Genomic DNA, 25,165 nt, shown 5'->3' with positions numbered 1-25,165 from the left:
ACGGCGCCGTCCTGGGCCTGGGCTCCAAAGCCCGCTGCTTCTCACCCCTGCAACGCAAAGCCATCACCGCCCGAGACGGCGGCTGCATCATCCCCGGCTGCACCTGCCCACCACAATGGACCGAAGTCCACCACGTTCAGTCCTGGCAAGACGGCGGCCCCACCACCGTGAACAGCGGCACAACGGGGTACTGCTCTGCTGGTACCACCACCACCACACTGGATCGACCCCACCGGGAGATGGCGCACACCCGGAAGACACCGCGCCCACGACCCACGCGGCAAACCCGACTGGGTCACCGGGTCGACAGGAGTACCGGCTAGTCGCCGAGGTTGCGGCGGGCCGAAATGGCCCGGTCGGACTCGCGCTTGTCCTGGCGTTCGCGCAGGGTCTGCCGCTTGTCGTATTCCTTCTTGCCCTTGGCCACGGCGATCTCGACCTTCGCCTTGCCGTCACTGAAGTAGATCTTCAGCGGGATGAGGGTGTAGCCGCCCTCTTTGGTCTTGTGGCTGATCTTGATGATCTCCTGCTTGTGCAGCAGCAGTTTGCGCTTGCGACGCGGCGGGTGATTGGTCCAGGTGCCGGCGGTGTACTCAGGGATGTGCACGGCATCCAGCCAGGCCTCACCGGACTCGATGAACGCATACCCGTCGACGAGCGACGCGCGCCCGGCCCGGAGGGACTTCACCTCGGTGCCGCTGAGCACCATCCCGGCCTCATAGGTGTCCTCGATGAGGTAATCGTGGCGCGCCTTGCGATTGGTCGCGACGACCTTCTCGCCTTTTTCCCTGGGCACGGCATTCTCCTCGATCGGTTTGTCTGCGACCCGGCAATCGCCGGGCAGCCCAACAGTCTAGCGGACCACCCGGCGGGCCCCGGGCTGATCAGACCTTGAGGTAGCGGGTGATGGCGAAGTTGGCCGACGCGGCAGCGAGGGCGGCTCCGATCAACACCAGCATCGGAACCACCAGGAACGCGTCATCCAGCCCGACCAGGGCGAAACCGGTGAGTTTGTCACTCAGATAGCCCTGCACGAAGAACTGCACGATCGCAACCGTCGCACCACCGGCCAGGACCGAACCCAGCAAGGCCGCGAACACGCCCTCCAGGATGAACGGCGTTTGAATGAACCGGTTCGACGCGCCCACCAGGCGCATGATGCCCAGCTCCTTGCGCCGGGAGAACGCCGACAACCGAATCGTCGTGGCGATCAGCAGAGCCGCGGCCACCAGCATCAGGGACGCAATCCCGATCGCCGTGTAACTGGCCACGTTGAGCACCGAGAAGATCTGGTCCAGGTACTTGCGCTGATCGGCGACGCTCTCCACACCGGCCACGCCCGAAAGTCCTTCCACCAGCACGTCGGAGTCGCTCGGGTTCGTGAGGTTCACCCAGAAGGTCTGGTTCAGCTGCTCAGGCGTCACATACTCGGCCACGGGGTTTCCGGCGAACTGCGTCTGGAAGTTCTCGTACGCCTGCTCGTGGGTCTCGAAGTAGTACTTGTCGATGAAGGTCGCCAGCGTCGGCGATTCGAGCTGCGCCTTGACGGAGTCGATCTGCTCCTGCGAGGCCTCCCCCGCCGTGCAGGTCTCCGCGGTCGACAGGCTGGTGCACATGTAGATACCCACCTGCGCGCGGTCGTACCAGAAGTTCTTCATCTGGCCGATCTGCATCTGCATCAGGATGGCCGCGCCCACGAAGGTCAGCGAGATAAACGTCACGAGCACGACGGAGACGACCATCGAGGCGTTGCGGCGGAGGCCTGTGGATGCTTCGGAAAGCACGAGTCCGAGTCTCATCGGGTGGGTCCTACGTTCTGCTCAGTGGTCGGGTCGGGCTTCTCGCCCGGGGCCCGCAGGCCGAGTTTCTCGGCCAGGGTGAGCTGTTCTGGTTCGTCGTGCTGGGTGACCGGGATCGCCGGCCGGCTCATGGTGGCGGTCGACGGCTCCTCGATCGGAGTCCCCACCGCCGCCTCCGGCCGCTCCGCCCCGGGGCGCTCGGCCACCGATGCCAGAATGGGCGCGGCCTCGACATCGGGCGCGGCAGACACCCGAACGGTCTCGGTTGCCGGCACCGCCGCGGGCTCGGCCGCAGTCGCGCCCTCGGCCGAGGCTGGCTGCTCCTCGGAAAGGGTCAGCGCGGGTTCGGGATCGGCCGGGAACGTCAAAGGTTCGGCCGGAGCCGCAATCGTCGTGGGCATCCGGGACGAGCGAGACGCGGCCCGTTCACCGGGCGGGAGCACCATGGGGATCGCCGCGGTGGCGTAGCCGCCCTGGCGTTCGTCACGCACGATCTGCCCGGCGGAGAGCTCGATCACGCGGCGCTTCATCTTGTCGACGATGCCGGCCTCGTGGGTGGCCATGATCACGGTCGTGCCGCTGGCGTTGATCCGGGCGAGCAGCGACATGATCTCGGCGCTCGTGGTGGGGTCCAAGTTTCCGGTGGGCTCATCGGCCAGCACGATCTGCGGCTTGTTCACGATGGCACGGGCGATCGCCACGCGCTGCTGCTCACCACCGGAGAGCTCGTGCGGAAGGCGCTGGGCCTTCTCGGCCAGCCCCACCATCTGGAGCGTGTCGGGCACGGCTTGCTGAATGTACCCACGAGACTTGCCGATCACCTGCAGGCTGAACGCGACGTTGTCGTAGACCGACTTGTTCGGCAGCAGGCGGAAGTCCTGGAAGACGACCCCGAGGTTGCGCCGGAAGTAGGGCACCTTGCGGTTGGAGATGGAGCGCAGGTCCTGGCCCAGCACGTGAATGCTGCCGCTGGACGGCTTCTCCTCCTTCAGCATCAGGCGCAGGCAACTGGATTTTCCCGAGCCCGAAGCTCCGACCAGGAAGACAAACTCGCCGCGAAGAATTTCGACGTCGATTGAGTTCAGGGCCGGTCGGTTCGTACCGGGATATTTCTTGGTGATGTGATCAAATCGGATCATGGCGTTTCGAGCCTAGGCAGGCATCCTCGATTTTCCTATTACGACATACCCAATGGGCAAGTCAACAGCTTTCGCTGCTTCTCATCGGCGGGGTCTAGTCGGTGGGGGTTTTACGCCAGCGGATGCCCGCGGCGATGAAGCCGTCCAGGTCGCCGTCGAACACATTCGACGGATTGTTGACCTCATACTCGGTGCGCAGGTCCTTGACCATTTGGTAGGGAGCGAGCACGTAACTGCGCATCTGGTCGCCCCAGCTGGCCGTGATGATGCCGGCGAATTCCTTCTTGGTGGCCGCCTCCTGCTCACGCTGGAGCAACAGCAGCCGGGACGCCAGCACGCGCATGGCGGCCGCCCGGTTCTGGATCTGGCTCTTCTCGTTCTGGCAGCTCACCACCAGGCCGGTAGGCAGGTGGGTGATGCGGACGGCGGAGTCGGTCGTGTTCACCGACTGGCCGCCGGGGCCGCTGGAGCGGAACACGTCGACGCGGATGTCGTTGTCGGGAATCTCCACGGCCTCGGCCTGCGCGATCAACGGCACCACCTCGACGGCGGCGAAGGAGGTCTGGCGCTTCCCCGCGGAATTGAACGGGCTCATGCGCACCAGCCGGTGCGTGCCGGCCTCCACGCTCAGGGTGCCGAAGGCATACGGAGCGTTCACCTCGAAGGTGGCCGACTTGATGCCGGCCTCTTCCGCGTAGCTCACGTCGAGCACGTTGGTGGTGTAGTCGTGTTGCTCGGCCCAGCGCAGGTACATCCGCAGCAGCATCTCGGCGAAGTCCGCCGCGTCGACGCCGCCGGCACCGGCCCGGATGGTGATCACGGCCGGGTTCGGGTCGAACTCGCCGTTGAGCAGCGTCTGCACCTCGAGGTCGCCGAGCACCTTCTGCACGCTGACCAGTTCCGCCGTCGCCTCATCGGCGGAATCCTGGTCGCCCTCGGCGTTGGCCAGCTCCACGAGCACCTCGAGGTCGTCGAGGCGGGACTCGATGCTCTCGATACGCTTGAGCTCCGACTGGCGGTGACTGAGGTCGCTGGTGACCTTCTGGGCGTGCTCGGAATCGTTCCACAGGTCGGGGGCGCCGGCCTGGTCGCTCAGCTCGGCAATGTCCAGACGCAGCCTGTCGATGTCGATCACCGACCGGATGTCGTCAAACGTGGCCCGCAGCGCGGCGATCTGCTCAGAGAAATCCAGCTCAATCATTGTGGAATCCAGCCTACCGGGCCTCCCGGCGCGGCGACCGGTGCCAGGAGAGCGCGTAACATCGATTCGATGAGTACCGAGCGCCCCTTCAGCCTGAGAGGGGTGGCGCTGGCCGCGTTCCTGCCCACGATGCTGTTCTCGATCGGCGAGGGCGCGATGATCCCCCTCATCCCCCTGGTGGCGGATGGTCTCGGCGCCTCCCTGGCCTTCGCCGGGTTCATCGCGGCCATGGTCATGGTCGGCGAACTGGTCGGCGACATCCCCAGCGGCGCGGTGGTGTCCCGCTTCGGCGAACGCAACTCCATGATCGGCGCTTCGGTGCTGGCGATCCTCGCGGTACTCGTCTGCATCATCGCGCCGAACCCCGTCGTCCTTCTGGTCGGCATCTTCCTGATCGGCCTGGCCACGGCCGTGTTCGCGCTGGCCCGGCACGCGTTCATGACCAGCTACGTGCCCGTCGCGTACCGGGCCAGGGCACTCTCCACGCTCGGCGGGGTCTTCCGGGCCGGTTGGTTCGTCGGCCCGTTCCTCGCGGCCGGCGTGATTCACCTCACCGGCGGCACAACGGCGGTGTTCTGGATCTTCATCGTCTGCTGCCTCGCCGCCGCCCTGGTCCTGCTGCTGCTCCCCGACCCGTCCAGCACCTTCGCCGGAGTCTCCTCCGACGGCGGAGCCGGCACACCCGTTCGCACCGCCGGCGAGGACCTGGCCGCGGCCGAGACCGCCGGCCTCTTCGCCACCGTCTGGCGCTACCGCGGAGTGCTTCTGCGGCTCGGTACCGGCGCCGGCCTCGTCGGCGCGATGCGGGCCACCCGCACGGTGATGCTGCCGCTCTGGGCGGTCAGCATCGGCATCAACGAACCCGACACCGCGCTCATCATCGGCATCGCCGGCGGCATCGACTTCGCCCTGTTCTACTCCAGCGGCCAGATCATGGACCGGTTCGGCCGGATGTGGACTGCGATCCCGTCGATGATCGGCCTGGGCCTGGGCATGCTCGCACTGTCGTTCACACACGAGCTGCCCGCGAACGTGCAGTGGTTCATCGCCGTGGCCATGTTCCTGTCCCTGGCCAACGGCATCGGCAGCGGCCTGCTGATGACGCTGGGCGCCGACCTGGCGCCGCAGACCGGTCCGGCGCCGTTCCTGAGCGCCTGGCGGTTCACCGCCGACTTCGGCAGTGCCGCAGCTCCCCTGGCCGTCGCCGGCATCACCGCGGTGGTGTCACTGTCGGTGGCCAGCGGCGTGATGGGCGTCGTCGGCCTGATCGGCGCCGGCGTGCTCTGGCGCTACATCCCGCGGTATGCGCCGCGGCACCCCCGTTTTCCCCCGAGAAGCCCGACAAGAAGGTAGCCATTATGCCCCTCACCGGCGAATACCAGCCCAGCCCCGAAAAGTGGGTCCGCGACCAGGTCGACCTGTATGAGTCGTCCGGCGGCACGAAGGGCACCACCCTGCGTGGGATGCCCGTCATCGTGCTGACCACCCTCGGAGCCAAATCCGGCAAGATCCGGAAGGCTCCGCTCATGCGCGTCGAGCACGACGGCCGCTACGCCGCTGTCGCGTCCCTCGGCGGCAGCCCGAAAAACCCGGTCTGGTACGCCAACGTCCTGGCGCATCCGCTCGTCGAGGTGCAGGACGGACCGGTGAAACAAGACATGATCGCCCGCGAGATCACCGGTGCCGAGAAGGCGATCTGGTGGGAGCGTGCCGTCGCCGCCTACCCGCCCTACGCCGACTACCAGGTCAAGACCGACCGTGTCATCCCGGTGTTCCTGCTCGAACCGATTTCCTGATGGCGAGGGCACAGGGCCGGTCGAAAAAGCGCGGCCCCCAGCTCGACCGGATCGTCCTCGACGACCTGCTGGACAACGACGGCGCACTGGTCGGCCGCGGTGACAACCGCGAAGCCGAACGGTACAGCCGGGTCGATTTCTCTGGCCGGGATTTCACCGGCACCCGCTTCGCCGAGTGCGAGTTCCAGGGCGTCGACCTGAACACGACGGTGCTGCGCGGTAGCACCTGGAACGAGTGCATCGCCACCGAACTGCACGCCGCGGTTTTCAGCGCACCGCGCTCGAGTTGGCGGGACGTGCGCATCGAGCACTCCCGGCTCGGCTCGGTCGAACTCTACGATTCCAGCCTGCGCGGCGTGCAGTTGGACGGGTCGAAGCTGGACTTCGTCAACCTCCGAAACGCCACCGTGACCGATGTGCTGCTCTCCAATTGCATCATCGACGAACTGGACCTGTCCGGCGCCACGGTCCAGCGTCTGGAGTTGCGCGAGTGCCGCATCGGGACCCTCGACGTGGCCGGCGCACGCCTCACCGACGTGGACCTGCGCTCCAGCGACTTCTCAGCCGTCCACAGCCTCGAAGGACTCAAGGGCGCCACCATTGACGATGCCCAGCTGGCACTGCTGGCGCCGCTGCTGGCCGCGCAGCTGGGCATCATCGTTGACTAGGAAGGGTTCGGCTTAGATCCACTTCTCCGCGAGGTGCTCGGCCACGACCCGGCGGATGGTGCCGGTCTTGCCGCGCAGCACGATGGACTCGGTGCGGATCTTCGGCCCCATCTTGCGCACGCCGCCGACCAGCTGGCCATCGGTGACGCCGGTGGCGACGAAGTAGGTGTTGTCGCTGGTGACCAGGTCGTTCACGCCGAGGATCCGGTCCAGGTCATGGCCGGCGTCGATGGCCCGCTGGGCCTCGTCGTCGTCCTTGGGGTGCAGCTTGGCCTGGATGAACCCGCCCAACGCCTTGAGCGCACACGCGGTGATGATGCCCTCCGGGGTGCCGCCGATGCCCACGCACATGTCGATGCGGGTCTCGGTGATGGCCGCATTGATACCGCCGGCCACGTCGCCGTCGAGCATCAGCCGGGTGCCGGCGCCCGCGGCGCGCACCTCCTCGATCAGGCCCGCGTGCCGGGGCCGGTCGAGGATGGCGATGGTCATGTCGGACACGTCCTTGCCCTTGGCCTTGGCGAGGGCACGGATGTTCTCGCCGATCGGCTGGCGCAGGTCCACGACACCGTGACCCTCCCACCCGGTGACGATCTTGTCCATGTAGAACACGGCGCTCGGGTCGTACATGCTGCCCCGGTCCGCCACCGCGATCATGCTCAACGCGTTCTGGCGGCCGTTCGCGGTCAGCGAGGTGCCGTCGATCGGGTCGACCGCGATGTCGCAGGACGGCCCGCGGCCGCTGCCGACGTGCTCACCGTTGAACAGCATCGGGGCGTCGTCCTTCTCGCCCTCCCCGATGACGACGACACCGTCGAAATCGACGGTGCCGAGGAAGGTGCGCATCGCGTCGACGGCCGCACCGTCGGCGGCGTTCTTGTCGCCGCGGCCGATGAACGGCACCGCACGGATGGCGGCGGCCTCAGTGGCCCGCACCAGCTCCATGCCGAGGCTGCGGTCGGGGTGGAGGTAGAGGGAATCGTGTTCGGTAGTCACTGTGTGTCGGTGTCCTTCGAGATCGTCTGTGGGTGCTGAGGGACTGAGCCGGCAACCTACGCCGGTACGGGGCCAGCATACTCAGCAGCCCGGCACCGGGACCTTGGACCCCGAGCGGCCACACATGCGCCCTCGCTAGACTTGACGGACACCCCCGCTCGATTTCGAGGAGAAGCAATGCCCATCGCAACCCCAGACCAATACGCCGAAATGCTGAACAAGGCCAAGTCGAAGGGGTTCGCGTACCCCGCATTCAACGTTTCCTCCTCGCAGTCGATCAACGCCGTGCTCCAGGGCCTGACCGAAGCCGGTTCCGACGGCATCATCCAGGTCACCACCGGTGGCGCCGATTACTTCGCCGGCCACACCGTCAAGAACCGCGCCGCCGGCGCCCTCGCGTTCGCCAAGTTCGCGCACGTCGTCGCCGAGAACTACCCGGTCACCGTCGCCCTGCACACCGACCACTGCCCCAAGGGCGCACTGGACGACTTCGTCCTGCCGCTGATCTCGGCCTCCGAGACCGCAGTCGCCGACGGCTTCAACCCGATCTTCCAGTCCCACATGTGGGACGGCTCCGCCATCGCACTCGACGAGAACCTCGAAATCGCCCAGGGCATCATCAAGCGCACCCAGGCGATCAACGCCATCCTCGAGGTCGAGATCGGCGCCGTCGGCGGCGAAGAAGACGGTGTTGAGGCCGACATCAACGAGAACCTCTACACCACACTGGACGACGCCATCAAGATGGTCGAAGCCATCGGACTCGGCGAGCAGGGCCGCTACATGGCCGCCCTCACCTTCGGCAACGTGCACGGCGTCTACAAGCCCGGCAACGTGACCCTCCGTCCCGAGCTGCTCCGCGACATCCAGGCCGGCATCGCCGCCAAGTACGGCACCTCGACCCTCCTCCCCCTCGACCTCGTCTTCCACGGCGGTTCGGGTTCCTCCGACGCCGAGATCGCCGAGGCCGTCTCCAACGGTGTCGTGAAGATGAACGTCGACACCGACACCCAGTATGCGTTCACTCGCGCCATCGCCGACTACATGCTGAAGAACTACGACGGCGTGCTCAAGGTCGACGGTGAGGTCGGGAACAAGAAGCTGTACGACCCGCGCGCCTGGGGCAAGGTCGCCGAGTCGGCCATGGCCGCCCGCGTTGTCGACGCCACCCGTCAGCTCGGCTCCGCCGGCCACAGCAACAGCTAGCGCAAGAACTGGATGACGATGACAGAGAACACTCCGGACCAGGGCCAGGCGGCCGTAACGCCGCCCGCCGACCACCGCCCCCAGCCCCGCTACGGTGAGCTGGCTCCGGAGGGCTGGTCCTGGAAGCCGCCGCAGGAGGAGAGCTCCCCGGCAGCCTCTGCCCCCGTCGCCACCACTGTCGCGGTTCCGCTGGGCTCAGCCCAGCGGGACGCGGCGGCACCGGCCACCGCCACCAAGGCGCCGCCGGCCTGGGATCGTCCGGTGACGGCGGTCCTGCTGGTGCTCGGACTGCTCGGCACCTTCCTCACCATCGCGACGCTGGTGCCCCTGCCGGAGGCCATGCAGATGCTCTACACGCAGGCCGACCTAGGGACGTACACCCCGGCGGACTCCGTCGCCGCGATCATCACCGCCGGCAGCATCGCCACGGTCGTCGTCTGGCTCGTCACGGCAGTGGCCTCGATCCTGTTGATGCTGAGGAACCGACGTGCGTTCTACGTGCCGGTCATCGGCGCGGTCGTGTCCTTCGTGCTCCTTGTCGCCGCGATGGCCGTCGTGCTCGCCGGCGACACGGCCCTGCTCGACTACTTCAGCCAGCCGTAACCGCGGCCGGCCCCCGCTACTCGGGCCGGCTGACCCGTCCGCCGATCGCGCGGGCATCGGTGTTGCCCTGCAGGTCCTTGCGCAATTCCTTCGGCAGCGAGAAGAGCAGGTCTTCCTCCGCCGTCTTGACCTGGGTGACGTCGCCGTAGCCGGCGCCGGCCAGGTCGCGCAGTAGCTCCTCGACGAGCTCCTCCGGCACGGATGCTCCGCTGGTGACGCCGACGGTGTTCACGCCGTCGAGCCATTCCTGCTTCACTTCGCTGGCGTAGTCCACCCGGTACGCGGCCTTCGCCCCGTACTCGAGTGCCACCTCGACCAGGCGCACCGAGTTGGACGAGTTCGCCGAACCGACCACGATCACAAGGTCGGAGTCGCGGGCGACCTTCTTGATGGCCACCTGGCGGTTCTGGGTGGCGTAGCAGATGTCGTCGCTGGGCGGATCCTGCAGGTTCGGGAACCGGGCGCGCAGGCGCCGCACGGTCTCCATGGTCTCGTCCACGCTCAGGGTGGTCTGCGAGAGCCAGACGACCTTGTCCGGGTTCCGGACGGTGATGGTGTCGGCCTCGTCGGGACTGCCCACCAGGGTGGTGTGCTCCGGCGCCTCGCCGGCGGTGCCCTCGACCTCTTCGTGGCCTTCGTGGCCGATCAGCAAGATCTCGAAATCGTCCCGGGCGAAGCGCACGGCCTCGCGGTGCACCTTGGTGACCAGCGGGCAGGTGGCGTCGATGGCGGACAGGCCGCGCTCGGCGGCGGCGTTCACCACGGCCGGCGACACCCCGTGCGCGCTGAAGACGATGTGCGAGCCGGTGGGCACCTCATCCACTTCTTCGACGAAAATCGCGCCCTGCTTCTCGAGTTCGCTCACCACGTGGGTGTTGTGCACGATCTGCTTACGCACGTAGACGGGCGCGCCGTACAGTTCGAGCGCCTTCTCGACCGCGATGACGGCCCGGTCGACGCCGGCGCAGTAACCGCGCGGGGCCGCGAGCAGCACCTTTTTGAGGCCATCCACGGGGGTATCCTTGAGCCTGTTGCGCAGGCTCGGAACTCTGGGCATGCCAAGGCCGATCACGGGCGCAGTTGTACTGGTACTCACCCGACCAGTCTAAGCGGGCGCGTCTGGACGAAGCGTCTGAACGAGCCGGCCGTTCCAGACCCAGGAGACCCATGAACGCAGTCACGATGCCCGCCGCGGGCGATGCACCGCCCACCGTCGACTCGCCCTGGCCCGTCGGCGTGCTCTCCAACAAGATCCGGGGCTACATCGAACGGCTCGGCACTGCCTGGGTCGAAGGCGAGATCGTGCAGTGGGGAGCCAGCGGCGGCAACGTCTACGGCAAGCTCAAGGACCTCACCCTGGACGCCACGGTGAGCTTCACCGTGTGGTCGTCCGTCAAGGCCCGCCTCACCGGCGACTTCACCCAGGGTGACCGGGTGATCGCCCTCGTCAAACCCAATTATTGGGTCAAGGGCGGCACCCTCACCATGCAGGTCTACGAGTTGCGCCACGTCGGGATCGGCGACCTGCTCGAACGGCTGGAGCGGTTGCGCGCCCAGCTCAAGGCCGAGGGACTCTTCGACAGCTCCCGCAAGCGAGCACTGCCCTTCCTGCCGCACCGGATCGGCCTGGTCACCGGCAAGGATTCCGACGCGGAGAAGGACGTGCTGCGCAACGCCCAGTTGCGCTGGCCGGCCGTGGACTTCAGCGTCGTGCACGCCGCCGTGCAGGGCGACCGGATGGTGGGCGAGGTCACCGCCGCCATTAAACGGTTGGATGCCGACCCCAGCGTGGACGTGATCATCGTCGCCCGTGGCGGCGGCGATTTCCAGAACCTGCTCGGCTTCAGCGATGAGGGGCTGATCCGCGCGGTCGCGGCCTGCACCACCCCGGTGGTCAGCGCCATCGGCCACGAGGCCGACCGGCCGTTGCTCGACGACGTCGCCGACCTCCGCGCCTCCACCCCGACCGACGCGGCCAAGCGGGTGGTGCCCGACGTGTCCGACGAGCTCAACCGGGTGCAGCAGGCCAGGGCGCGCCTGAGCAGCCGGCTCACCGGCATCCTCGCCAACGAGGTACACCGGCTCGAGCAGCTGCGCAGCCGGCCGGTGCTCAGCGGTTCAGACTGGATCATCGACAGCCGGTCGCAGGACCTCACCCGGTACGTCGCCCGCGGGGCGGAACTCGTGCAGCGCACCCTGGAGCGCGCCGGCTCCGGCGTCCTGGAGCTGCGCTCCCAGCTGCGCGCCCTCTCCCCGCAGGGCACACTGGACCGCGGCTACGCCATCGTGCAACTGCCAGACGGCCACGTGCTCCGGGACAGCGATGCGGCCCCCGCCGGCACCGAGCTGCTCATCACCGTCGCCCGCGGCACCGTGCCCGCGGTGTCGAGTGGGACAGCCGACGTGGAAGTCTCGAAATAGAATGGACCACATGACTTCGCCCGCCGCCACGCCCATGCCTTCCCCGGTCGACGATCTCAGCTACGAGCAGGCCAGGGACGAGCTGATCCGCGTGGTCTCGGTGCTCGAGCAGGGCGCGTCGACGCTCGAGGAGTCCCTCGCGCTCTGGGAGCGCGGCGAAGCCCTCGCGACCCGGTGCGAGGAATGGCTGATCGGCGCCAAGGCCCGACTGGACGCGGCCCGCGGCGCGGCCGCCGCGGAATGAGCCGCAGCCCCCGCCCACCGCGGGTCGTCGCAGAGCTCGGCCGCCCGGAGACCGCCGACGAGCGTGCCACCCGGCTGGCCATGAACTCCCGCAACTACCGGGCCCGCAAGACCATCAACAACCTCGTCTACTCCCTGCTGGCCACGGTGGGAGCGGTCATCGTGCTGGTGCTGATCGTTCCCCGCAGCGACACCCCGCTCACCCGCAACGTCGATTACGCGGCCGTGGCCGAGCAGGCCCAGTCCGGCATCGAGGTTCCGCTGGCCGCCCCGGTCCTACCGGGCGGCTGGGCCGCCAATGCGGCCGAGTGGCGCAGCGGCGGCAGTGACGGCGTCTCCAGCTGGTACATCGGCCTGGTCACCCCCTCGAACGAGTTCGTCGGCCTCACCCAGGCCGTCGACGCGAACCCCACCTGGCTCGCCGAGCAGCTCGAGAAGGTCACCGCCTCCGATACCATCACCATCGAGGGGGTGGACTGGGATGTGTACCGCAACCCGGCACCGGCCGCCGACCAGGGCAACTTCGAGTCGGCGCTCGTCACCGAAGCCGGCGCCAGCAACTACCTCCTGATCGGCACCGCGCCCGACGACGAGCTTGCAGTGCTCGCGGGCGCCCTCGCCGACCAGATCACCGCCGAACAGTCCAGCACCGAAAAGGACGGGTCCACCGAATGACCGTAACTCCCACCCCAGCCGAAGTCTGGACCGACCTCGCCGAGGGCAACGAACGCTTTGTCAACGGCTCTCCGCAGCACCCCCGGCAGGATGTCGACCGCCGCGCCGAGACCGCATTCGAGCAGACCCCGATGGCTGCCCTGTTCGGCTGCAGCGACTCCAGGCTGGCCGCCGAGATCATCTTCGACAAGGGCCTCGGCGACCTGTTCGTCGTGCGCAACGCCGGCCAGGTCATCTCCGACTCGGTCCTCGGGTCCCTCGAATACGCCGTCGCGGTGCTCAAGGTGCCGCTGATCCTGGTCCTCGGCCATGACCGCTGCGGTGCCGTGCGCGCCGCGATCGACTCGCAAGGCGCCGACCCCGAGTCCCTGCCCCCGCACATCGACAACATCATCCAGAAGATCGTGCCGGCGGTGCGCCGCGTCGGCGGCCCCGCCGCCGGGCCGCTCGACGCGAACGCGGTCGACGCATCCGCCGTGGGCCGGGAACACCTGCGCGACACGGTGGCCGAGCTCGTGCAGCGCTCCGAGATGATCAGCGCCGCCATCGCAGAAGGTACATTGGCTATCGTCGGCGCGAATTACCGGCTCCTCGAGGGCCGCGCAGACCCCGATATCGTCGTCGGCGTCGTCTAGGCGCCCCGCACCTCCCAATCGAAAGGTAAGACACACCGTGGTGGACACTTCAGCGCAGACCGACAGCGCGCAGGCCGAGTACCGGATCGAACACGACACGATGGGCGAGGTGCGGGTCCCAGCGGCCGCGCTCTACGGCGCGCAGACGCAGCGGGCGGTCGAGAACTTCCCGATCTCCGGCTCGGTGCTCGAGTCCGCCCAGATCGCAGCGCTCGCCCGCATCAAGAAGTCGGCCGCGCAGGCCAACGCCCGGCTCGGCGTGCTGGACGCGAACATCGCCGACGCCATCGCGGCCGCCGCCGACGAGGTCATCACCGGCCGGTACGACTCCGAGTTCCCGATCGACGTGTACCAGACCGGCAGCGGCACCTCGTCGAACATGAACATGAACGAGGTCCTCGCCACCCTGGCCACCCGGCGCCTGGGCAGCCCGGTGCACCCCAACGACCATGTCAACGCGTCGCAGTCCTCCAACGACGTGTTCCCCACCTCGGTGCACATCGCCGTGACCAGTGCCCTGATCGACGACCTGATCCCGTCGCTCGACCACCTCGCGGTGGCGTTCGAGGCCAAGGCCGAACTGTGGGCCACCGCCGTCAAGGCCGGCCGCACCCACCTGATGGATGCGACCCCGGTCACCCTCGGCCAGGAGTTCGGCGGCTACGCACGTCAGATGCGCCTGGGCATCGAGCGGGTGCGCACCGCGCTCCCCCGCGTCGCCGAGGTGCCGCTGGGCGGCACCGCCGTCGGCACCGGCATCAACACCCCGGCCGGTTTCCCGCAACTCGTGATCGAGCTGCTCACCGCGGAGACCGAACTGCCCATCACCGAAGCGATCGACCACTTCGAGGCGCAGGCCAACCGGGACGGTCTCGTCGACGCGTCCGGCGCGCTCCGCACCATCGCCGTCGGCCTGACCAAGATCTGCAATGACCTGCGCTGGATGGGCTCCGGCCCCAACACCGGCATCGGCGAGCTGAGCATCCCCGACCTGCAGCCGGGTTCCTCGATCATGCCCGGCAAGGTCAACCCGGTCATCCCGGAGGCCGTGCTCATGGTTTGCTCCCGGGTGATCGGCAACGACGCCACCATCGCCTGGTCCGGCGCCTCCGGGGCGTTCGAGCTCAACGTGGCCATCCCGGTGATGGGCACCGCGCTGCTCGAGTCGATCCGGCTGCTCGCCAACGGCGCCCGGGTCCTCGCCGACAAGACCGTCGACGGCCTCGAGGCCAACCTCGAGAGGGCCCTCGCCCTGGCGGAATCGTCCCCCTCGATCGTCACCCCGCTGAACCGGGTGATCGGCTACGAGGCCGCCGCCAAGGTCGCCAAGCACTCCGTGGCCCACGGCCTGACGGTGCGGGAGTCGGTCATCGACCTCGGCTTCGTCGAACGCGGCGAGGTCACCCTCGAGCAGCTCGACGTGGCCCTGGACGTGCTGAGCATGACCCGGCCGCCGCAGCCCCGCTAAAACCCCCGCCCGTCAGGCCAGTTCGTTGCCCTCCAGCATCTCGGTGACCAGGGCGGCGATGGCGCTCCGCTCGGACCGGGTCAGGGTCATGTGGGCGAACAGCGGGTGCCCCTTCAGGGTTTCGATCACGCTCGCGACCCCGTCGAACCGGCCCACGCGCAGGTTGTCCCGTTGCGCGACGTCATGCGTGAGCACCACCCGGGAGTTCTGGCCGATGCGGCTGAGCACCGTCAGGAGCACGTTCCGCTCCAGCGACTGCGCCTCATCCACGATTACGAAGGCATCGTGCAGGCTCCGGCCGCGGATGTGGGTGAGCGGCAGCACCTCGAGAATGCCCCGCTCCACGACCTCCTCGAGCACGTTCTCGCTCACCAGGGCGCCGAGGGTGTCGAAGACCGCCTGACCCCACGGCCCCATCTTCTCCTGCGCGTCGCCGGGCAGGTAGCCGAGCTCCTGGCCACCCACGGCGTACAGCGGCCGGAACACCATGATCTTGCGGTGCTGCTGGCGCTCCAGCACGGCCTCCAGGCCCGCGCAGAGGGCGAGCGCGGACTTCCCCGTTCCCGCTCGGCCTCCCAACGACAGGATCCCGATGTCCGGGTCGAGCAGCAGGTCGATGGCCAGCCGTTGCTCCGCCGACCGGCCGTGCAGGCCGAACAGGTCCCGGTCGCCGCGCACCAGGCGCAGCTCGCCCCGGCCGGTCACCCGGCCGAGCGCCGACCCGCGGTCGGAGTGGATGACCAGGCCGGTGTTCACCGGCATGTCCTGCACCAGCCGGGTCTGCAGGCTCTCCTTGTCGTAGAGGTCGTTGACCTGCTCGGCGCTCAGGGTGATCTCGTCCATGCCGGTCCAGCCGGAGTCCACGGCCAGCTCGTGCCGGTACTCATCTGCGGCCAGGCCGATCGAGGCCGCCTTCACCCGCAGCGGCAGGTCTTTGGACACCACGGTGACCGCGAGCCCGTCGTTGGCCAGGTTCATGGCCACCGCCAGGATGCGCGAATCGTTGTCGCCCAGTTGCAGACCGCTGGGCAGCACCGACATGTTCGAATGGTTCAGTTCGACCCGGAGGCTCCCGCCCTCCCCCACCGGGATGGCGAAGTCGAGCCGTTCGTGCTTCACCCGGAGTTCGTCGAGGTAGCGCAGCGCCTGGCGGGCGAAGTACCCGATCTCGGGGTCGTTGCGCTTGGACTCGAGTTCGGTGATCACCACCACGGGCAGAACCACGGCATGCTCGGCGAACCGGAAGATCGCCTTGGGATCGGACAGGAGAACCGAGGTGTCAAGCACGAACGTACGCTCGGTTTGGTCGACCCCTGACGGTGTCTGACCGGCGTTGGCCTGGTCAGTGTTCAGGTAGTCGGTTCGATTAGCGGTCACAACCACTCCCACCGCGCACCCTTCGGTGCGGATTCTTTGGCGAGCGACCACAAGCGTTTTTTCTCGAGCCGTACTTATGTGGCCGTCTCGATCAGGTGCCGTACCTGATGTGATGAACGTACGTCCGATCCCGGGAAATACAAAAAACGACACGCCCAACGTCACCAGACGTTAACAGTGCGCCGGATCAGTATCCGGCGCCGCTGACGTACGACGTGAAGGCGCCGCGCAACATGTCGACGGTCTCCTCCGCGAGGTTGGCGTGGGAGCTCAGGCGCACCGTTCTGCCGCGGGTGGTGGCGGTGATGCCGGCGTTGTGCAGGGCGGCACCCAGAGCGGTGAGGCGCTCGGCGGGCGGCTCCAGAACGATCAGTCCGGCCCGTTCCCGCACGTCGCGACTGGAGCGCACCGGAAGGGCGAACTCATCGGCCAGGTCGATCAGTTGGGCGGCGTTCGCCCCGACGGCCGCCTCGATGGCGCTCACTCCCACCGCCGCGATCTCCTCCAGCGCCGCCGCGAACCTCCCCTGCGCGACACCGTCCGCGTTGGTCACCCGGAACGCCGACGCGGCGCGCACCGGCGGCGGCACCTGGTCCCACGGCTCCGAGTCCGCGGTTCCGGTGAAGCCGGACACCACGGGGGTGAGGCGTTCCACCGCGCGGTCGCTCAGGGCGAGGAACCCGGTTCCCCAGCCGGCCCTGACCCACTTCTGGCCGCCGGAGGCCACGACATCGGCAGCGTCGTACGCGGCATCAACCACACCGAAGCCCTGGATCGCGTCGACGATGAGCAGGCGATCACCGATGACCTGACGGATGCCGTCCAGGTCGACCCGGAAACCCGTGCGGGAGTCGACGAGGCTGACGGCCACCGCCACGCTCGACGGGGTGAGCTGGTCCCGCACCTGCCCGGGCGTGACCTGGCCGGCGGTGTCTTCGCTTCCGTCGAAGCTCAACCACTGCGGCTGGGCCACGTGCAACGCCTCGGCGGCGCGCACGGCCGCGAACGGCACGCTGGGAAAATCGGCCGGCGACAGGAGCACGTCGCCGGTCAGGCCGAACATGGCGTGCATCAGCCCGGTGCTGGTGTTCGGCTGCGCCGCTACCTGGTCGGGCCGGAAGCCGGTGACGGCGGCCACCGCGGAGCGCATCCGCGCGTCCTGGTCGCCGAAATGGTCCAGGCTCCCGAACCTCGCCCGGCTGAGCACCTCGGTCTGGCCGAGGGCTTCGGCCGCTGCCACCTGGGCGAGGGGGCCGATCCGGCCGTAGTCGAGATAGCCGGGGTCTTCGGTGAAGCCGTCCAGGTAGGCATCCCAGACGGTTGCCGTTCTCATCGGACCCGTGCTCATCCGCCGAACCTGCGGTGGCGTTTGGCGTAGTCGCGCAGGGCCCGCAGGAAGTCGACCTGGCGGAGGTCCGGGCCGAGGGCCTCGACGAAATAGAACTCGCTGTGCGCGCTCTGCCAGAGCATGAAGTCACTCAGACGCTGCTCCCCCGAGGTGCGGATAACGAGGTCGGGGTCGGGCTGGCCGCCGGTGTAGAGATGCTGGCCGATCAGCTCAGGGGTCAGCGTCTCGGCCAAGTCTTCAAGGGTACCGCCGTGGGCGTGATGGGTGGCGACGATGCTGCGCATGGCATCGGTGATCTCGGTGCGGCCGCCGTAGCCGACCGCGAGGTTCACGTGGAGTCCGGACCGGCTCGCGGTGCGGGCCTCAGCGCCGGCCAGGGTGGCTTCGAGGGGCCCGGGCAGGCACTTCTTCGACCCGACCTGCTGCACCTTCCAGTCGCGATAGTGCGAGAGATCCTCGGCGAGGTCGGCGATGATCTCGAACAGGGCGGTGAGTTCCTCGGTGGGCCGCTGCGTGAGATTGTCGGCGGAGAGCAGGTACAGGGTGACCACCGAGATGCCCAGGTCGTCGCACCACTCCAGGAACTCGCGCATCTTCGCGGCCCCGGCACGGTGGCCGTGCGCGGCGGAGTCGTAGCCGAGCTGCCGCGCCCAACGGCGATTGCCGTCGATGATCATGGCCACGTGCTGCGGAAGGACCGCGGCGGTCAGCCCGCGACGCAGCCGACGCTGGTAGACCCGGTACAGGAGTCCTCGTCCGAGGGTGAATTGCCGCATGTGCACACAGTTACGCTAGTCCAATCCGGCCCGCCTCCGCGCCGCGCCGCCCGGCGGCCTGCCGTATCCTGACAGCATGGCCTCCGCGGACGACATCCCGAATCTCCCCCTCCTCGAAGACGAGATCGAGCACCAGGTCCCCGACAAGCCCACCTGGCGAGGCTGGATCCACGCCGGAATGTTCCCCGTCACGATCGTCACCGGCATCATCCTGCTCGTCGCGGCCGAAGGATCCGCCGCCACCTGGAGTTCGGCCGTGTTCGTGGTCAGCTCGCTGCTCCTGTTCGGCAACTCGGCGCTGTACCACCGGTTCGACTGGCAGCCCCGCACGCGGATGATCCTCAAGCGCATCGACCACGCCAACATCTTCCTGCTCATCGCCGGGTCGTACACGCCCATCACGGTGCTGGCCCTGCCGCCGGACAAGGCGGCGCTGCTGCTGAGCCTGGTCTGGGGCGGCGCCGTCCTCGGCATCGCCTTCCGGGTGTTCTGGATCCACGCGCCGCGGTGGCTGTACGTGCCGCTCTACCTCGCGCTCGGCTGGGGCGCGCTGATGTTCATCGTCGACTTCTTCCAGGCCGACGCCCTGATGATGACCCTCATCATGGTGGGCGGGCTCTGCTACTCCGTCGGCGCCGTGGTCTACGGCCTGAAGAGGCCCAACCCGGTACCGGGCGTGTTCGGCTTCCACGAGATCTTCCACTCGCTCACGGTGGTGGCGTTCCTCTGCCACTGGGTCGCGATCCTGATCATCGCGACCCACCCGCTCTACCCGTAGCTCCGCTCCGCTCGGCTCGGCTCAGCTCGGCTCGGCTCGGCTCAGCTCAGCTCAGCTCAGCTCAGGGAGTCTGGCTTCTGCTCGTCCTCCTGTGCGGCCCGCGCGTCGCGCTCGGCCACCTCGGCCTGCAGCCGTTCCTGCATCTCGGCGCGGTAGTTGGTGCGGCGGATGCGCCGGGCCAGGTCCATGCCCAGCAGCAGGGTCACCGCCGCGACGAAGAAGATCGCGAAGAAACCCCACGGGCCCGGGGTGACGGTGTCGGGGTTGAACTCGGGCGGCGGCGTGTTGGAGAGGATGAACCCGACGACGGGGGCGAAGACCGCGCTCATGCGCGGTCCCGCTCGGTCACACCGGCGAAGAGATCGGATTCGGGCATGTCACTGACTACTTTCGATTCGACGAGTTGGAAGTCCTCATAGGGCCAGGCCTTGCGCACCATGTCGTTGGGCCAGAAGAAGAAACTGCTGCTGGGCGACACCTGGCTGGCGTGGGCCTTGAGGGCCTCGTCGCGCACCTCGAGGAAATCACCGATCGGCACGTGCGTCGTGGCCAGTTTCGGGTACTCGCTCATCCGCTCCCGTGCGGTGGCCAGCGGCTCGAGCAGGTCGGAGTCCGGCTCGGTGACGCTCAGCTCGAGGTACATGGCGTCCATGCGCTCGAGGTTGAAAATGCGGTCGTAGTACAGCTTGTCGATCTGCCAGACGGGCCCGGCATCCGGGTAGCGCTCGGCGTCGGCGGCGGCCCGGAACGCCTCGAGGGACACCTCGTGACAGCGGATGTGGTCGGGGTGCGGGTAGCCCCCGTTCTCGTCGTAGGTGATGAGGACCTGCGGGCGGAACTCGCGGATGATACGCACGAGCGGTTCGGCCGAGTACTCCAGGGGCACGTCGGCAAAGGAGTTCTTGGGCACATCGCCGTCATCCTGCATACCGGAATCCTGATAACCCAGCCAACGGTGCTGGATCCCCATGGCCTCCTGGGCGGCCTTCATCTCCAGGCGGCGCAGGCCCGCCAGGTCGCGCTCGGCCATCGCGGTGGGAACCAGGTCCTCGTTGAGGATGCTGCCGCGTTCGCCGCCGGTGCAGCTGACGATGAGCACCTCGGCACCGAGGCTCCGGTAGTACGCGTAGGTTGCTGCACCCTTGCTGGACTCGTCGTCGGGATGGGCGTGCACTGCCAAGAGCCGCAGGGTCATGAAACTCCTCAGAAATGCCAGCTAACCTTGGGTCAAGCCTAATCGCAGAACCGGAAGTGTGGAGCCGTCAGTGCCCGTGAGCAGCAACCTCGACGATCGCTACGGGCGCACGCCCCGCACCCGGCTGCGCGACCGGCGCGTTCTGTGGATCACCGCGGGCGCCTTCGCGTTGATCCTCACCGCCTGGGTGGTCTGGGCGGGCCTGGACGGTGCGGCGCCCACCATCGAGGCCAGGGACACCCGCCACCAGATCATCGACGACAACAGCATCAGCGTCACCTTCGAGGTGTCCCTGCCCACCGGCACGGCATCCAGCTGCGCGGTGCAGGCCCTGAATGAGACCTTCACGGTGGTCGGCTGGAAGGTCCTCGACCTGCCGCCGTCCGACCAGTACACCCGGTCGTTCACCGAGGTGGTGCACACCACCGAGCTGAGCAATACCGGATTGATTTACCGTTGCTGGGTGACCTAGACTGATGTATTCGCCCTGGCAATAGTCGGGGCGTCGCTGTATCTCTGCCGGCCATCGGCCGTCTCAGCGGCGAACGGCCGCCACCACGGCGGCACCATCGGCGCACCATCTGCCGGCGCATCACCGATCAGCACGAGAAGGAGAGAACCATGACTACCGAAACCTCGGTCACCTGGCTGACCCAGGAGGCCTACGACCGCCTCGCTGCGGAGCTGGATACTCTCAGCACCGTCGCTCGCATCGACATCGCCAACAAGATCGAGTCCGCACGCTCCGAGGGCGACCTCAAGGAGAACGCCGGCTACCACGCCGCCAAGGAGGAGCAGGGCAAGATGGAGGCCCGCATCCGCACCCTCACCCTGCTGCTGCGCACCGCCGAGGTCGGCCACGCACCCGAGAGCAAGGGCGTCGTCGAGCCCGGCACCATCATCACCGCAACGATCGCGGGCGATGAGTCGCGCTTCCTGATCGGCAGTCGCGAGATCGCCGGCGACAGCGACCTCGACGTCTACAGCGAGAAGAGCCCGCTCGGCGAAGCCATCATCGGCCTCAAGGTCGGCGCGAAGACGAGCTATGAGACCCCCAACGGCAAGCAGGTCGCCGTTCAGATCCACCTCGTGGAGACCTTCACCGGGTAACTCCCCCACGAACGCGACCAGGCCGGCTGCTCTCGCAGCCGGCCTTTTTGTCTGCCGGGCCGCGCCTAGTCGGTGCGCGGGTCGTAGCCGGCTGCGCGCAGCGTCTCCACGACGTGCTGGCGGTGTTCCGGCCCGCGGGTCTCCACACTGATATCCAGTTCGACCTCGCTGATCTGCAGGCCCACGCCGTGCCGGGTGTGCAGCACCTCGATGACGTTCGCCGCCGCCTCGGCGAGGAGTTCGGAGATCCGGGCGAGCTGGCCGGGACGGTCGGGCAACATGATGCGCAGCTTCAGGTACCGGCCGGATGCGGCCAGGCCGTGGCTGATCACCCGTTGCATGAGCAGCGGGTCGATGTTGCCGCCGGAGAGCATCGCGACGGTGCTGCCTGAACCGCTGGCGGTCGGGGTGATCTTGCCGGCGAGAATCGCGGCCACCGACACGGCGCCGGCGGGTTCGACGACCAGCTTGGCCCGCTCGAGGAGCACGAGGAGGGCCCTGGCCATGTCGTCCTCGCTGACCGTGACGATCTCGTCGACCGCGTCGCGGATGATCGCGAAGTTCAGCAGCCCCGGCTTGGCCACGGCGATGCCGTCGGCCATGGTGGGGGTGATGTCGATGGCGAGGGCCTCCCCCGCCGCGAGAGAGGGCGGATACGCCGCCGCGTTCTCCGACTGCACACCGATGACCCGGATGCTGCGGCTGGTGCTCGCCGCATACTGCTTGAGCACGCTGGCCATGCCGGCGGTGAGGCCGCCACCGCCGATCGGTACGATCACCGTGTCGAGGTCGGGCACCTGGTCGAGGATCTCGAGGCCGAGGGTGCCGGCGCCGGCGACGACATCCGGGTGGTCGAAGGGCGGGATCAGCACCGCACCGGTCTCGCGGGCGTACTCCGCCGCGGCCAGGAGCGGTTCGGCAACGGTGTGGCCGCGCAGGATCACCTGGGCGCCGTAGTCGCGGGTGGCCTGCAGCTTGGGCAGGGCGACGCCGACGGGCATGAAGATGGTGGCCTGGATGCCCAGCTCGCGGGCCGCGAAAGCCACGCCCTGGGCGTGGTTGCCGGCCGACGCCGCGACGACGCCGCGGGCCTTCTCCTCGTCGGTGAGCTTGGAGAGCCGGTTGTACGCGCCGCGGATCTTGTAGGAACCGGTGCGCTGCAGGTTCTCGCACTTGAGGAACACCGGCGCGCCCAGAATCGTGGACAGGTAGCGGGAGCTCTCCATCGGGGTGACGTCGGCCACGCGCGCGACCACGGCGCGGGCGGTCTCGAAGTCGGCCAGGGTGGGGCCGGCGAGAACGGGCTGTTCCATAGGAGTGGGGGTGTCTGTCATGGACGGGTCTCTCGGGCTGGAGCGGTGTCGGCGGGGCGGGTGTCGGCAAGGCTGAGGGAGCGCGGCTGCCGGAAACCGGGCCGCTGGGGAACGGTTTGCCACAGCACCGAACCGGCGGGCGTGCCGAGTGGGGGCAGGCCGCCGCGCCAGGCGCCGCTGTGGATGTAGCTGATCATAACGTTCAGGACGGCCGCGACGGGCACGGCGAACAGCGCTCCGGGGATACCGGCCAGCAGGGCGCCGGCCGCGACGACGAGAACCACGCCGAGCGGATGCACCTTCACGGCGGTGCCCATGATCAGCGGCTGCAGCACGTGGCCCTCGATCTGCTGTACCAGCAGCACCACCCCGAGCATCAGGAGCGCCACGAACCAGTCGTTGAAGATCAGTGCGATCACCACGGCCACCGCCCCGGTGGCGACGGCGCCGACAATGGGAATGAACGAGCCCAGGAAGACCAGCACACCGATCGGCACGGCCATCGGCACCCCGAGGATGGCGGCCCCGGCGCCGATGCCGATGGCGTCGATGGAGGCGACCAGGATCTGCACCTTGGCGAAGTTGCCCAGCGTCGTCCAGCCGGCGATCCCCGCACCGTCCACGGCGGAGCGGGCCCGCCGGGGGAAGATCCGCACGATCCAGTTCCAGATGCTCTTTCCGTCGATGAGGATGAACAGCAGGCTGAACAGGGCCAGCAGCGCGCCGGTGAGCAGGTGGCCCAGGGACGAGCCGACCGAGAGCGCGCCGGTGATGAACACCTCGCTGTCGGCCTGGATGGCGTCGACCGCGTCGCTGAGGAAGCTGCTGATCTCGGTCTCGCTCAGCTGCAACGGCGACGCCGCCAGGGCCTCCTTGAGGCTCGCGTAGGAGACGGCGAACCGTTCGCTGAGGCCGGCGGACCCCGCGGCGATCTGGGTGACCGCCAGGGTCACCAGGCCGGCGATGGCCGCGAGCGTGCCGACCAGGGCCACCGCCACGGCCAGGCCCTTCGGCCAGTGGTGCCGGGTGAGGAAGCCCACGAGCGGGACCAGCAGCGCCGAGACCAGCACGGCCACCAGCAGCGGGATGACGATGAAGCGCAGCTGCACCACCAGGAACAGCACGACGGCGATGGCGGCGGCGATCACCAGCAGCCGCCACGACCAGGCGCCGGCCAGCCGGAGTCCGGCGGGCAGGTTCTCGTCGACACCGTTCGGCAGGCCGGCGGGCGGCGTCAGGGCCGGACCGGCCTCGGCTGAGCCGGTCGGCAGCGGTGCGAGCACGGCCGTGATCGGGCCGGCTGCCGACTGTGCGGGCCTGCGCTTGCGTTTACCGAACCAACCGGATCGTCCCGTCGATGTGCTCACCGGAACAGTTTAGGACGGCAGGTCAACCGCGGCCCCATCAGGGCCTGCCCGGACCGGCCCGGCGACGGTTTCCACCGGAACCGGCGCACCGGTGAAGCCCACGGACACCGCCTCCCCCGGCTGCGGGTGCACCCGCACATCGTGCTGCACCACGACCGTCCCGCCGGCGGCCAGCGCCACCGTGGTGCGGCGCAGCGAGCCGAGGAAGCTGGAGAGCCGGACCGTGCCCGCCAGGGCGGCGGCGCCCGGGGTCCCACCGGGCGCCAGCGACAGGTCTTCCGGCCGCACGAACACCCGCACCGGGCCATCCGCCTGGGACGGGTCGACGAGCGGCAGGGTGATCCCGTGCACGGTGGCGAACCCGTGCAGCACCTCGCCGGGCAGCCGGTTGGACAGGCCCACGAAGTCGGCGATGAACGGGGTCGCCGGGCGGGTGTACAGCTCCTCCGGGGTGCCGACCTGCTCGATCCGGCCGTCCCGCATGACGGCGACCCGGTCGGCGACCGCGAGAGCCTCATCCTGGTCATGGGTGACGAACAGCGTCGTGATGCCCAGTTCGGTCTGGATGCGCCGGATCTCCTCACGCAACTGCACCCGCACCTTCGCGTCCAGCGCGGAGAGCGGCTCGTCCAGCAGCAACACCCGGGGACGCGTCACCAGAGCCCGTGCCAGGGCCACCCGCTGCTGCTGACCGCCGGAGAGCTGGTGGGCGTAGCGGTCGTAGTGGGCGGCCAGCCCCACCAGGCCGAGCGCTTCCGCCGCACGGTCGCGGCGTTCGGCGGCCGGGACCCGGCGCATCCGCAGCCCGAACTCGACGTTCTGCCCGGCGCTCAGGTGCGGGAACAACGAGTAGGACTGGAAGACCATGCCCATGTCGCGGCGGCTGGTGGGCAGGGCGGAGACGTCCTGACCGTCCAGGAGGATGCGGCCGTCGTCGGTGGACTCCAGGCCCGCGAGCACCCGCAGCGCGGTGGTCTTGCCGCTGCCGCTGGGGCCGAGCAGGGCCACCAGCTCGCCTGCTTTCAGGGTGAGGTCGAAGTCGGTCAGCGCC

27 protein-coding genes are annotated in these 25,165 nt (G+C 68.4%); 13 read left to right on the top strand and 14 right to left on the bottom strand.

Annotated features, from left to right (window positions below; all coding sequences use genetic code 11):
• Positions 1 to 319: 319 nt before the first annotated feature.
• The 4 genes from smpB to prfB all read right to left on the bottom strand — a co-directional run bounded on the left by smpB (position 320) and on the right by prfB (position 4,139).
• On the bottom strand, positions 320 to 796 hold the full coding sequence (smpB, locus tag JWP54_RS07970; RefSeq protein ID WP_297370006.1) for an SsrA-binding protein SmpB: 477 nt from the start codon (positions 794 to 796) through the stop codon (positions 320 to 322).
• Positions 797 to 884: 88 nt separating this feature from the next.
• Complete coding sequence (gene ftsX, locus JWP54_RS07965; protein ID WP_297370003.1) at positions 885 to 1,799, bottom strand: permease-like cell division protein FtsX; 915 nt, start codon at positions 1,797 to 1,799, stop codon at positions 885 to 887.
• Positions 1,796 to 2,938, bottom strand: a complete 1,143-nt coding sequence (gene ftsE / locus JWP54_RS07960; RefSeq protein WP_297370000.1) for a cell division ATP-binding protein FtsE — start codon at positions 2,936 to 2,938, stop codon at positions 1,796 to 1,798. Before ftsE ends, ftsX begins: the two co-directional genes overlap by 4 nt.
• A gap of 94 nt (positions 2,939 to 3,032) precedes the next feature.
• Positions 3,033 to 4,139: a peptide chain release factor 2 gene (gene prfB, locus JWP54_RS07955; protein WP_297369997.1), complete on the bottom strand. Its 1,107-nt coding sequence runs from the start codon at positions 4,137 to 4,139 to the stop codon at positions 3,033 to 3,035.
• Between the two features lie 69 nt (positions 4,140 to 4,208).
• Here prfB and JWP54_RS07950 point away from each other — a divergent pair, with 69 nt between their 5' ends.
• Genes JWP54_RS07950 through JWP54_RS07940 form a run of 3 tightly spaced genes read left to right on the top strand, consistent with a single transcriptional unit; the run spans position 4,209 to position 6,603 of the window.
• Complete coding sequence (locus JWP54_RS07950; RefSeq protein ID WP_297369995.1) at positions 4,209 to 5,492, top strand: MFS transporter; 1,284 nt, start codon at positions 4,209 to 4,211, stop codon at positions 5,490 to 5,492.
• Positions 5,493 to 5,497: 5 nt separating this feature from the next.
• The gene (locus JWP54_RS07945) at positions 5,498 to 5,935 is read left to right on the top strand and encodes a nitroreductase family deazaflavin-dependent oxidoreductase (RefSeq protein WP_297369993.1); all 438 of its coding nucleotides are present in this window, start codon (positions 5,498 to 5,500) and stop codon (positions 5,933 to 5,935) included.
• Complete coding sequence (locus tag JWP54_RS07940) at positions 5,935 to 6,603, top strand: pentapeptide repeat-containing protein (RefSeq protein ID WP_297369991.1); 669 nt, start codon at positions 5,935 to 5,937, stop codon at positions 6,601 to 6,603. The genes JWP54_RS07945 and JWP54_RS07940 overlap by 1 nt, the downstream gene beginning before the upstream one ends.
• Before the next feature lie 12 nt (positions 6,604 to 6,615).
• On the opposite strand, the gene glpX is transcribed toward JWP54_RS07940, so the two are convergent.
• Positions 6,616 to 7,548, bottom strand: coding sequence for a class II fructose-bisphosphatase (gene glpX / locus JWP54_RS07935; RefSeq protein WP_297370016.1), 933 nt, complete (start codon positions 7,546 to 7,548; stop codon positions 6,616 to 6,618).
• 228 nt (positions 7,549 to 7,776) lie between these two features.
• Between glpX and fbaA the strand changes: the two genes are divergently transcribed.
• Together fbaA and JWP54_RS07925 are read left to right on the top strand one after the other, a co-directional pair.
• On the top strand, positions 7,777 to 8,805 hold the full coding sequence (gene fbaA / locus JWP54_RS07930) for a class II fructose-bisphosphate aldolase (RefSeq protein WP_297369988.1): 1,029 nt from the start codon (positions 7,777 to 7,779) through the stop codon (positions 8,803 to 8,805).
• Between the two features lie 18 nt (positions 8,806 to 8,823).
• Positions 8,824 to 9,408: a DUF6264 family protein gene (locus JWP54_RS07925; RefSeq protein ID WP_297369984.1), complete on the top strand. Its 585-nt coding sequence runs from the start codon at positions 8,824 to 8,826 to the stop codon at positions 9,406 to 9,408.
• A 16-nt stretch (positions 9,409 to 9,424) separates the two neighbouring features.
• Here JWP54_RS07925 and JWP54_RS07920 read toward each other — a convergent pair whose 3' ends face one another.
• Positions 9,425 to 10,465: a 4-hydroxy-3-methylbut-2-enyl diphosphate reductase gene (locus JWP54_RS07920; protein ID WP_297370014.1), complete on the bottom strand. Its 1,041-nt coding sequence runs from the start codon at positions 10,463 to 10,465 to the stop codon at positions 9,425 to 9,427.
• A gap of 110 nt (positions 10,466 to 10,575) precedes the next feature.
• Between JWP54_RS07920 and xseA the strand changes: the two genes are divergently transcribed.
• Genes xseA through JWP54_RS07895 form a run of 5 tightly spaced genes read left to right on the top strand, consistent with a single transcriptional unit; the run spans position 10,576 to position 14,850 of the window.
• Complete coding sequence (gene xseA, locus JWP54_RS07915) at positions 10,576 to 11,829, top strand: exodeoxyribonuclease VII large subunit (RefSeq protein WP_297369982.1); 1,254 nt, start codon at positions 10,576 to 10,578, stop codon at positions 11,827 to 11,829.
• Positions 11,830 to 11,839: 10 nt separating this feature from the next.
• Positions 11,840 to 12,073 carry an exodeoxyribonuclease VII small subunit gene (locus JWP54_RS07910; RefSeq protein WP_367274195.1) on the top strand — a complete coding sequence of 78 codons (234 nt, stop codon included), beginning with the start codon at positions 11,840 to 11,842 and terminating at the stop codon, positions 12,071 to 12,073.
• Positions 12,070 to 12,747, top strand: coding sequence for a DUF4245 domain-containing protein (locus JWP54_RS07905; protein ID WP_297369977.1), 678 nt, complete (start codon positions 12,070 to 12,072; stop codon positions 12,745 to 12,747). Before JWP54_RS07910 ends, JWP54_RS07905 begins: the two co-directional genes overlap by 4 nt.
• A complete protein-coding gene (locus tag JWP54_RS07900) occupies positions 12,744 to 13,382 on the top strand; it encodes a carbonic anhydrase (protein ID WP_297369975.1) in 639 nt (212 codons plus the stop codon). Before JWP54_RS07905 ends, JWP54_RS07900 begins: the two co-directional genes overlap by 4 nt.
• Positions 13,383 to 13,419: 37 nt before the next feature.
• Entirely contained in the window at positions 13,420 to 14,850 is a 1,431-nt protein-coding gene (locus tag JWP54_RS07895) for an aspartate ammonia-lyase (RefSeq protein ID WP_297369973.1), read from the top strand.
• 12 nt (positions 14,851 to 14,862) lie between these two features.
• Here the strand turns inward: JWP54_RS07895 and JWP54_RS07890 are convergent, their stop codons facing one another.
• The 3 genes from JWP54_RS07890 to JWP54_RS07880 form a co-directional block, all read right to left on the bottom strand.
• On the bottom strand, positions 14,863 to 16,203 hold the full coding sequence (locus JWP54_RS07890) for a PhoH family protein (protein WP_297370010.1): 1,341 nt from the start codon (positions 16,201 to 16,203) through the stop codon (positions 14,863 to 14,865).
• Positions 16,204 to 16,414: 211 nt separating this feature from the next.
• Complete coding sequence (locus JWP54_RS07885) at positions 16,415 to 17,560, bottom strand: aminotransferase class V-fold PLP-dependent enzyme (RefSeq protein WP_297369970.1); 1,146 nt, start codon at positions 17,558 to 17,560, stop codon at positions 16,415 to 16,417.
• 11 nt (positions 17,561 to 17,571) lie between these two features.
• The gene (locus JWP54_RS07880; protein WP_297369967.1) at positions 17,572 to 18,351 is read right to left on the bottom strand and encodes an isoprenyl transferase; all 780 of its coding nucleotides are present in this window, start codon (positions 18,349 to 18,351) and stop codon (positions 17,572 to 17,574) included.
• 76 nt (positions 18,352 to 18,427) lie between these two features.
• Between JWP54_RS07880 and JWP54_RS07875 the strand changes: the two genes are divergently transcribed.
• A complete protein-coding gene (locus tag JWP54_RS07875) occupies positions 18,428 to 19,129 on the top strand; it encodes a hemolysin III family protein (protein ID WP_297369964.1) in 702 nt (233 codons plus the stop codon).
• Positions 19,130 to 19,185: 56 nt separating this feature from the next.
• Here the strand turns inward: JWP54_RS07875 and JWP54_RS07870 are convergent, their stop codons facing one another.
• Together JWP54_RS07870 and mca are read right to left on the bottom strand one after the other, a co-directional pair.
• Positions 19,186 to 19,458, bottom strand: coding sequence for a hypothetical protein (locus tag JWP54_RS07870; RefSeq protein ID WP_297369961.1), 273 nt, complete (start codon positions 19,456 to 19,458; stop codon positions 19,186 to 19,188).
• On the bottom strand, positions 19,455 to 20,324 hold the full coding sequence (mca, locus tag JWP54_RS07865) for a mycothiol conjugate amidase Mca (protein WP_297369959.1): 870 nt from the start codon (positions 20,322 to 20,324) through the stop codon (positions 19,455 to 19,457). The genes JWP54_RS07870 and mca overlap by 4 nt, the downstream gene beginning before the upstream one ends.
• A gap of 70 nt (positions 20,325 to 20,394) precedes the next feature.
• Here mca and JWP54_RS07860 point away from each other — a divergent pair, with 70 nt between their 5' ends.
• Together JWP54_RS07860 and greA are read left to right on the top strand one after the other, a co-directional pair.
• The gene (locus JWP54_RS07860; RefSeq protein WP_297369954.1) at positions 20,395 to 20,796 is read left to right on the top strand and encodes a DUF4307 domain-containing protein; all 402 of its coding nucleotides are present in this window, start codon (positions 20,395 to 20,397) and stop codon (positions 20,794 to 20,796) included.
• Positions 20,797 to 20,945: 149 nt separating this feature from the next.
• Complete coding sequence (gene greA, locus JWP54_RS07855; RefSeq protein ID WP_297369951.1) at positions 20,946 to 21,434, top strand: transcription elongation factor GreA; 489 nt, start codon at positions 20,946 to 20,948, stop codon at positions 21,432 to 21,434.
• A 65-nt stretch (positions 21,435 to 21,499) separates the two neighbouring features.
• Here the strand turns inward: greA and ilvA are convergent, their stop codons facing one another.
• From ilvA to JWP54_RS07840, 3 genes are all read right to left on the bottom strand, one after another.
• Positions 21,500 to 22,768: a threonine ammonia-lyase gene (gene ilvA / locus JWP54_RS07850; protein WP_297369948.1), complete on the bottom strand. Its 1,269-nt coding sequence runs from the start codon at positions 22,766 to 22,768 to the stop codon at positions 21,500 to 21,502.
• Entirely contained in the window at positions 22,765 to 24,114 is a 1,350-nt protein-coding gene (locus tag JWP54_RS07845; RefSeq protein WP_297369945.1) for an AI-2E family transporter, read from the bottom strand. The genes ilvA and JWP54_RS07845 overlap by 4 nt, the downstream gene beginning before the upstream one ends.
• A gap of 9 nt (positions 24,115 to 24,123) precedes the next feature.
• On the bottom strand, positions 24,124 to 25,165 hold a 1,042-nt coding region (locus tag JWP54_RS07840), incomplete at its 5' end, for an ABC transporter ATP-binding protein (RefSeq protein ID WP_297369941.1).

Source organism: Cryobacterium sp. (genome assembly GCF_025463825.1).
Classification (GTDB): Bacteria; Actinomycetota; Actinomycetes; order Actinomycetales; family Microbacteriaceae; genus Cryobacterium.
This window is presented reverse-complemented; position numbering and strand designations above follow the sequence as displayed.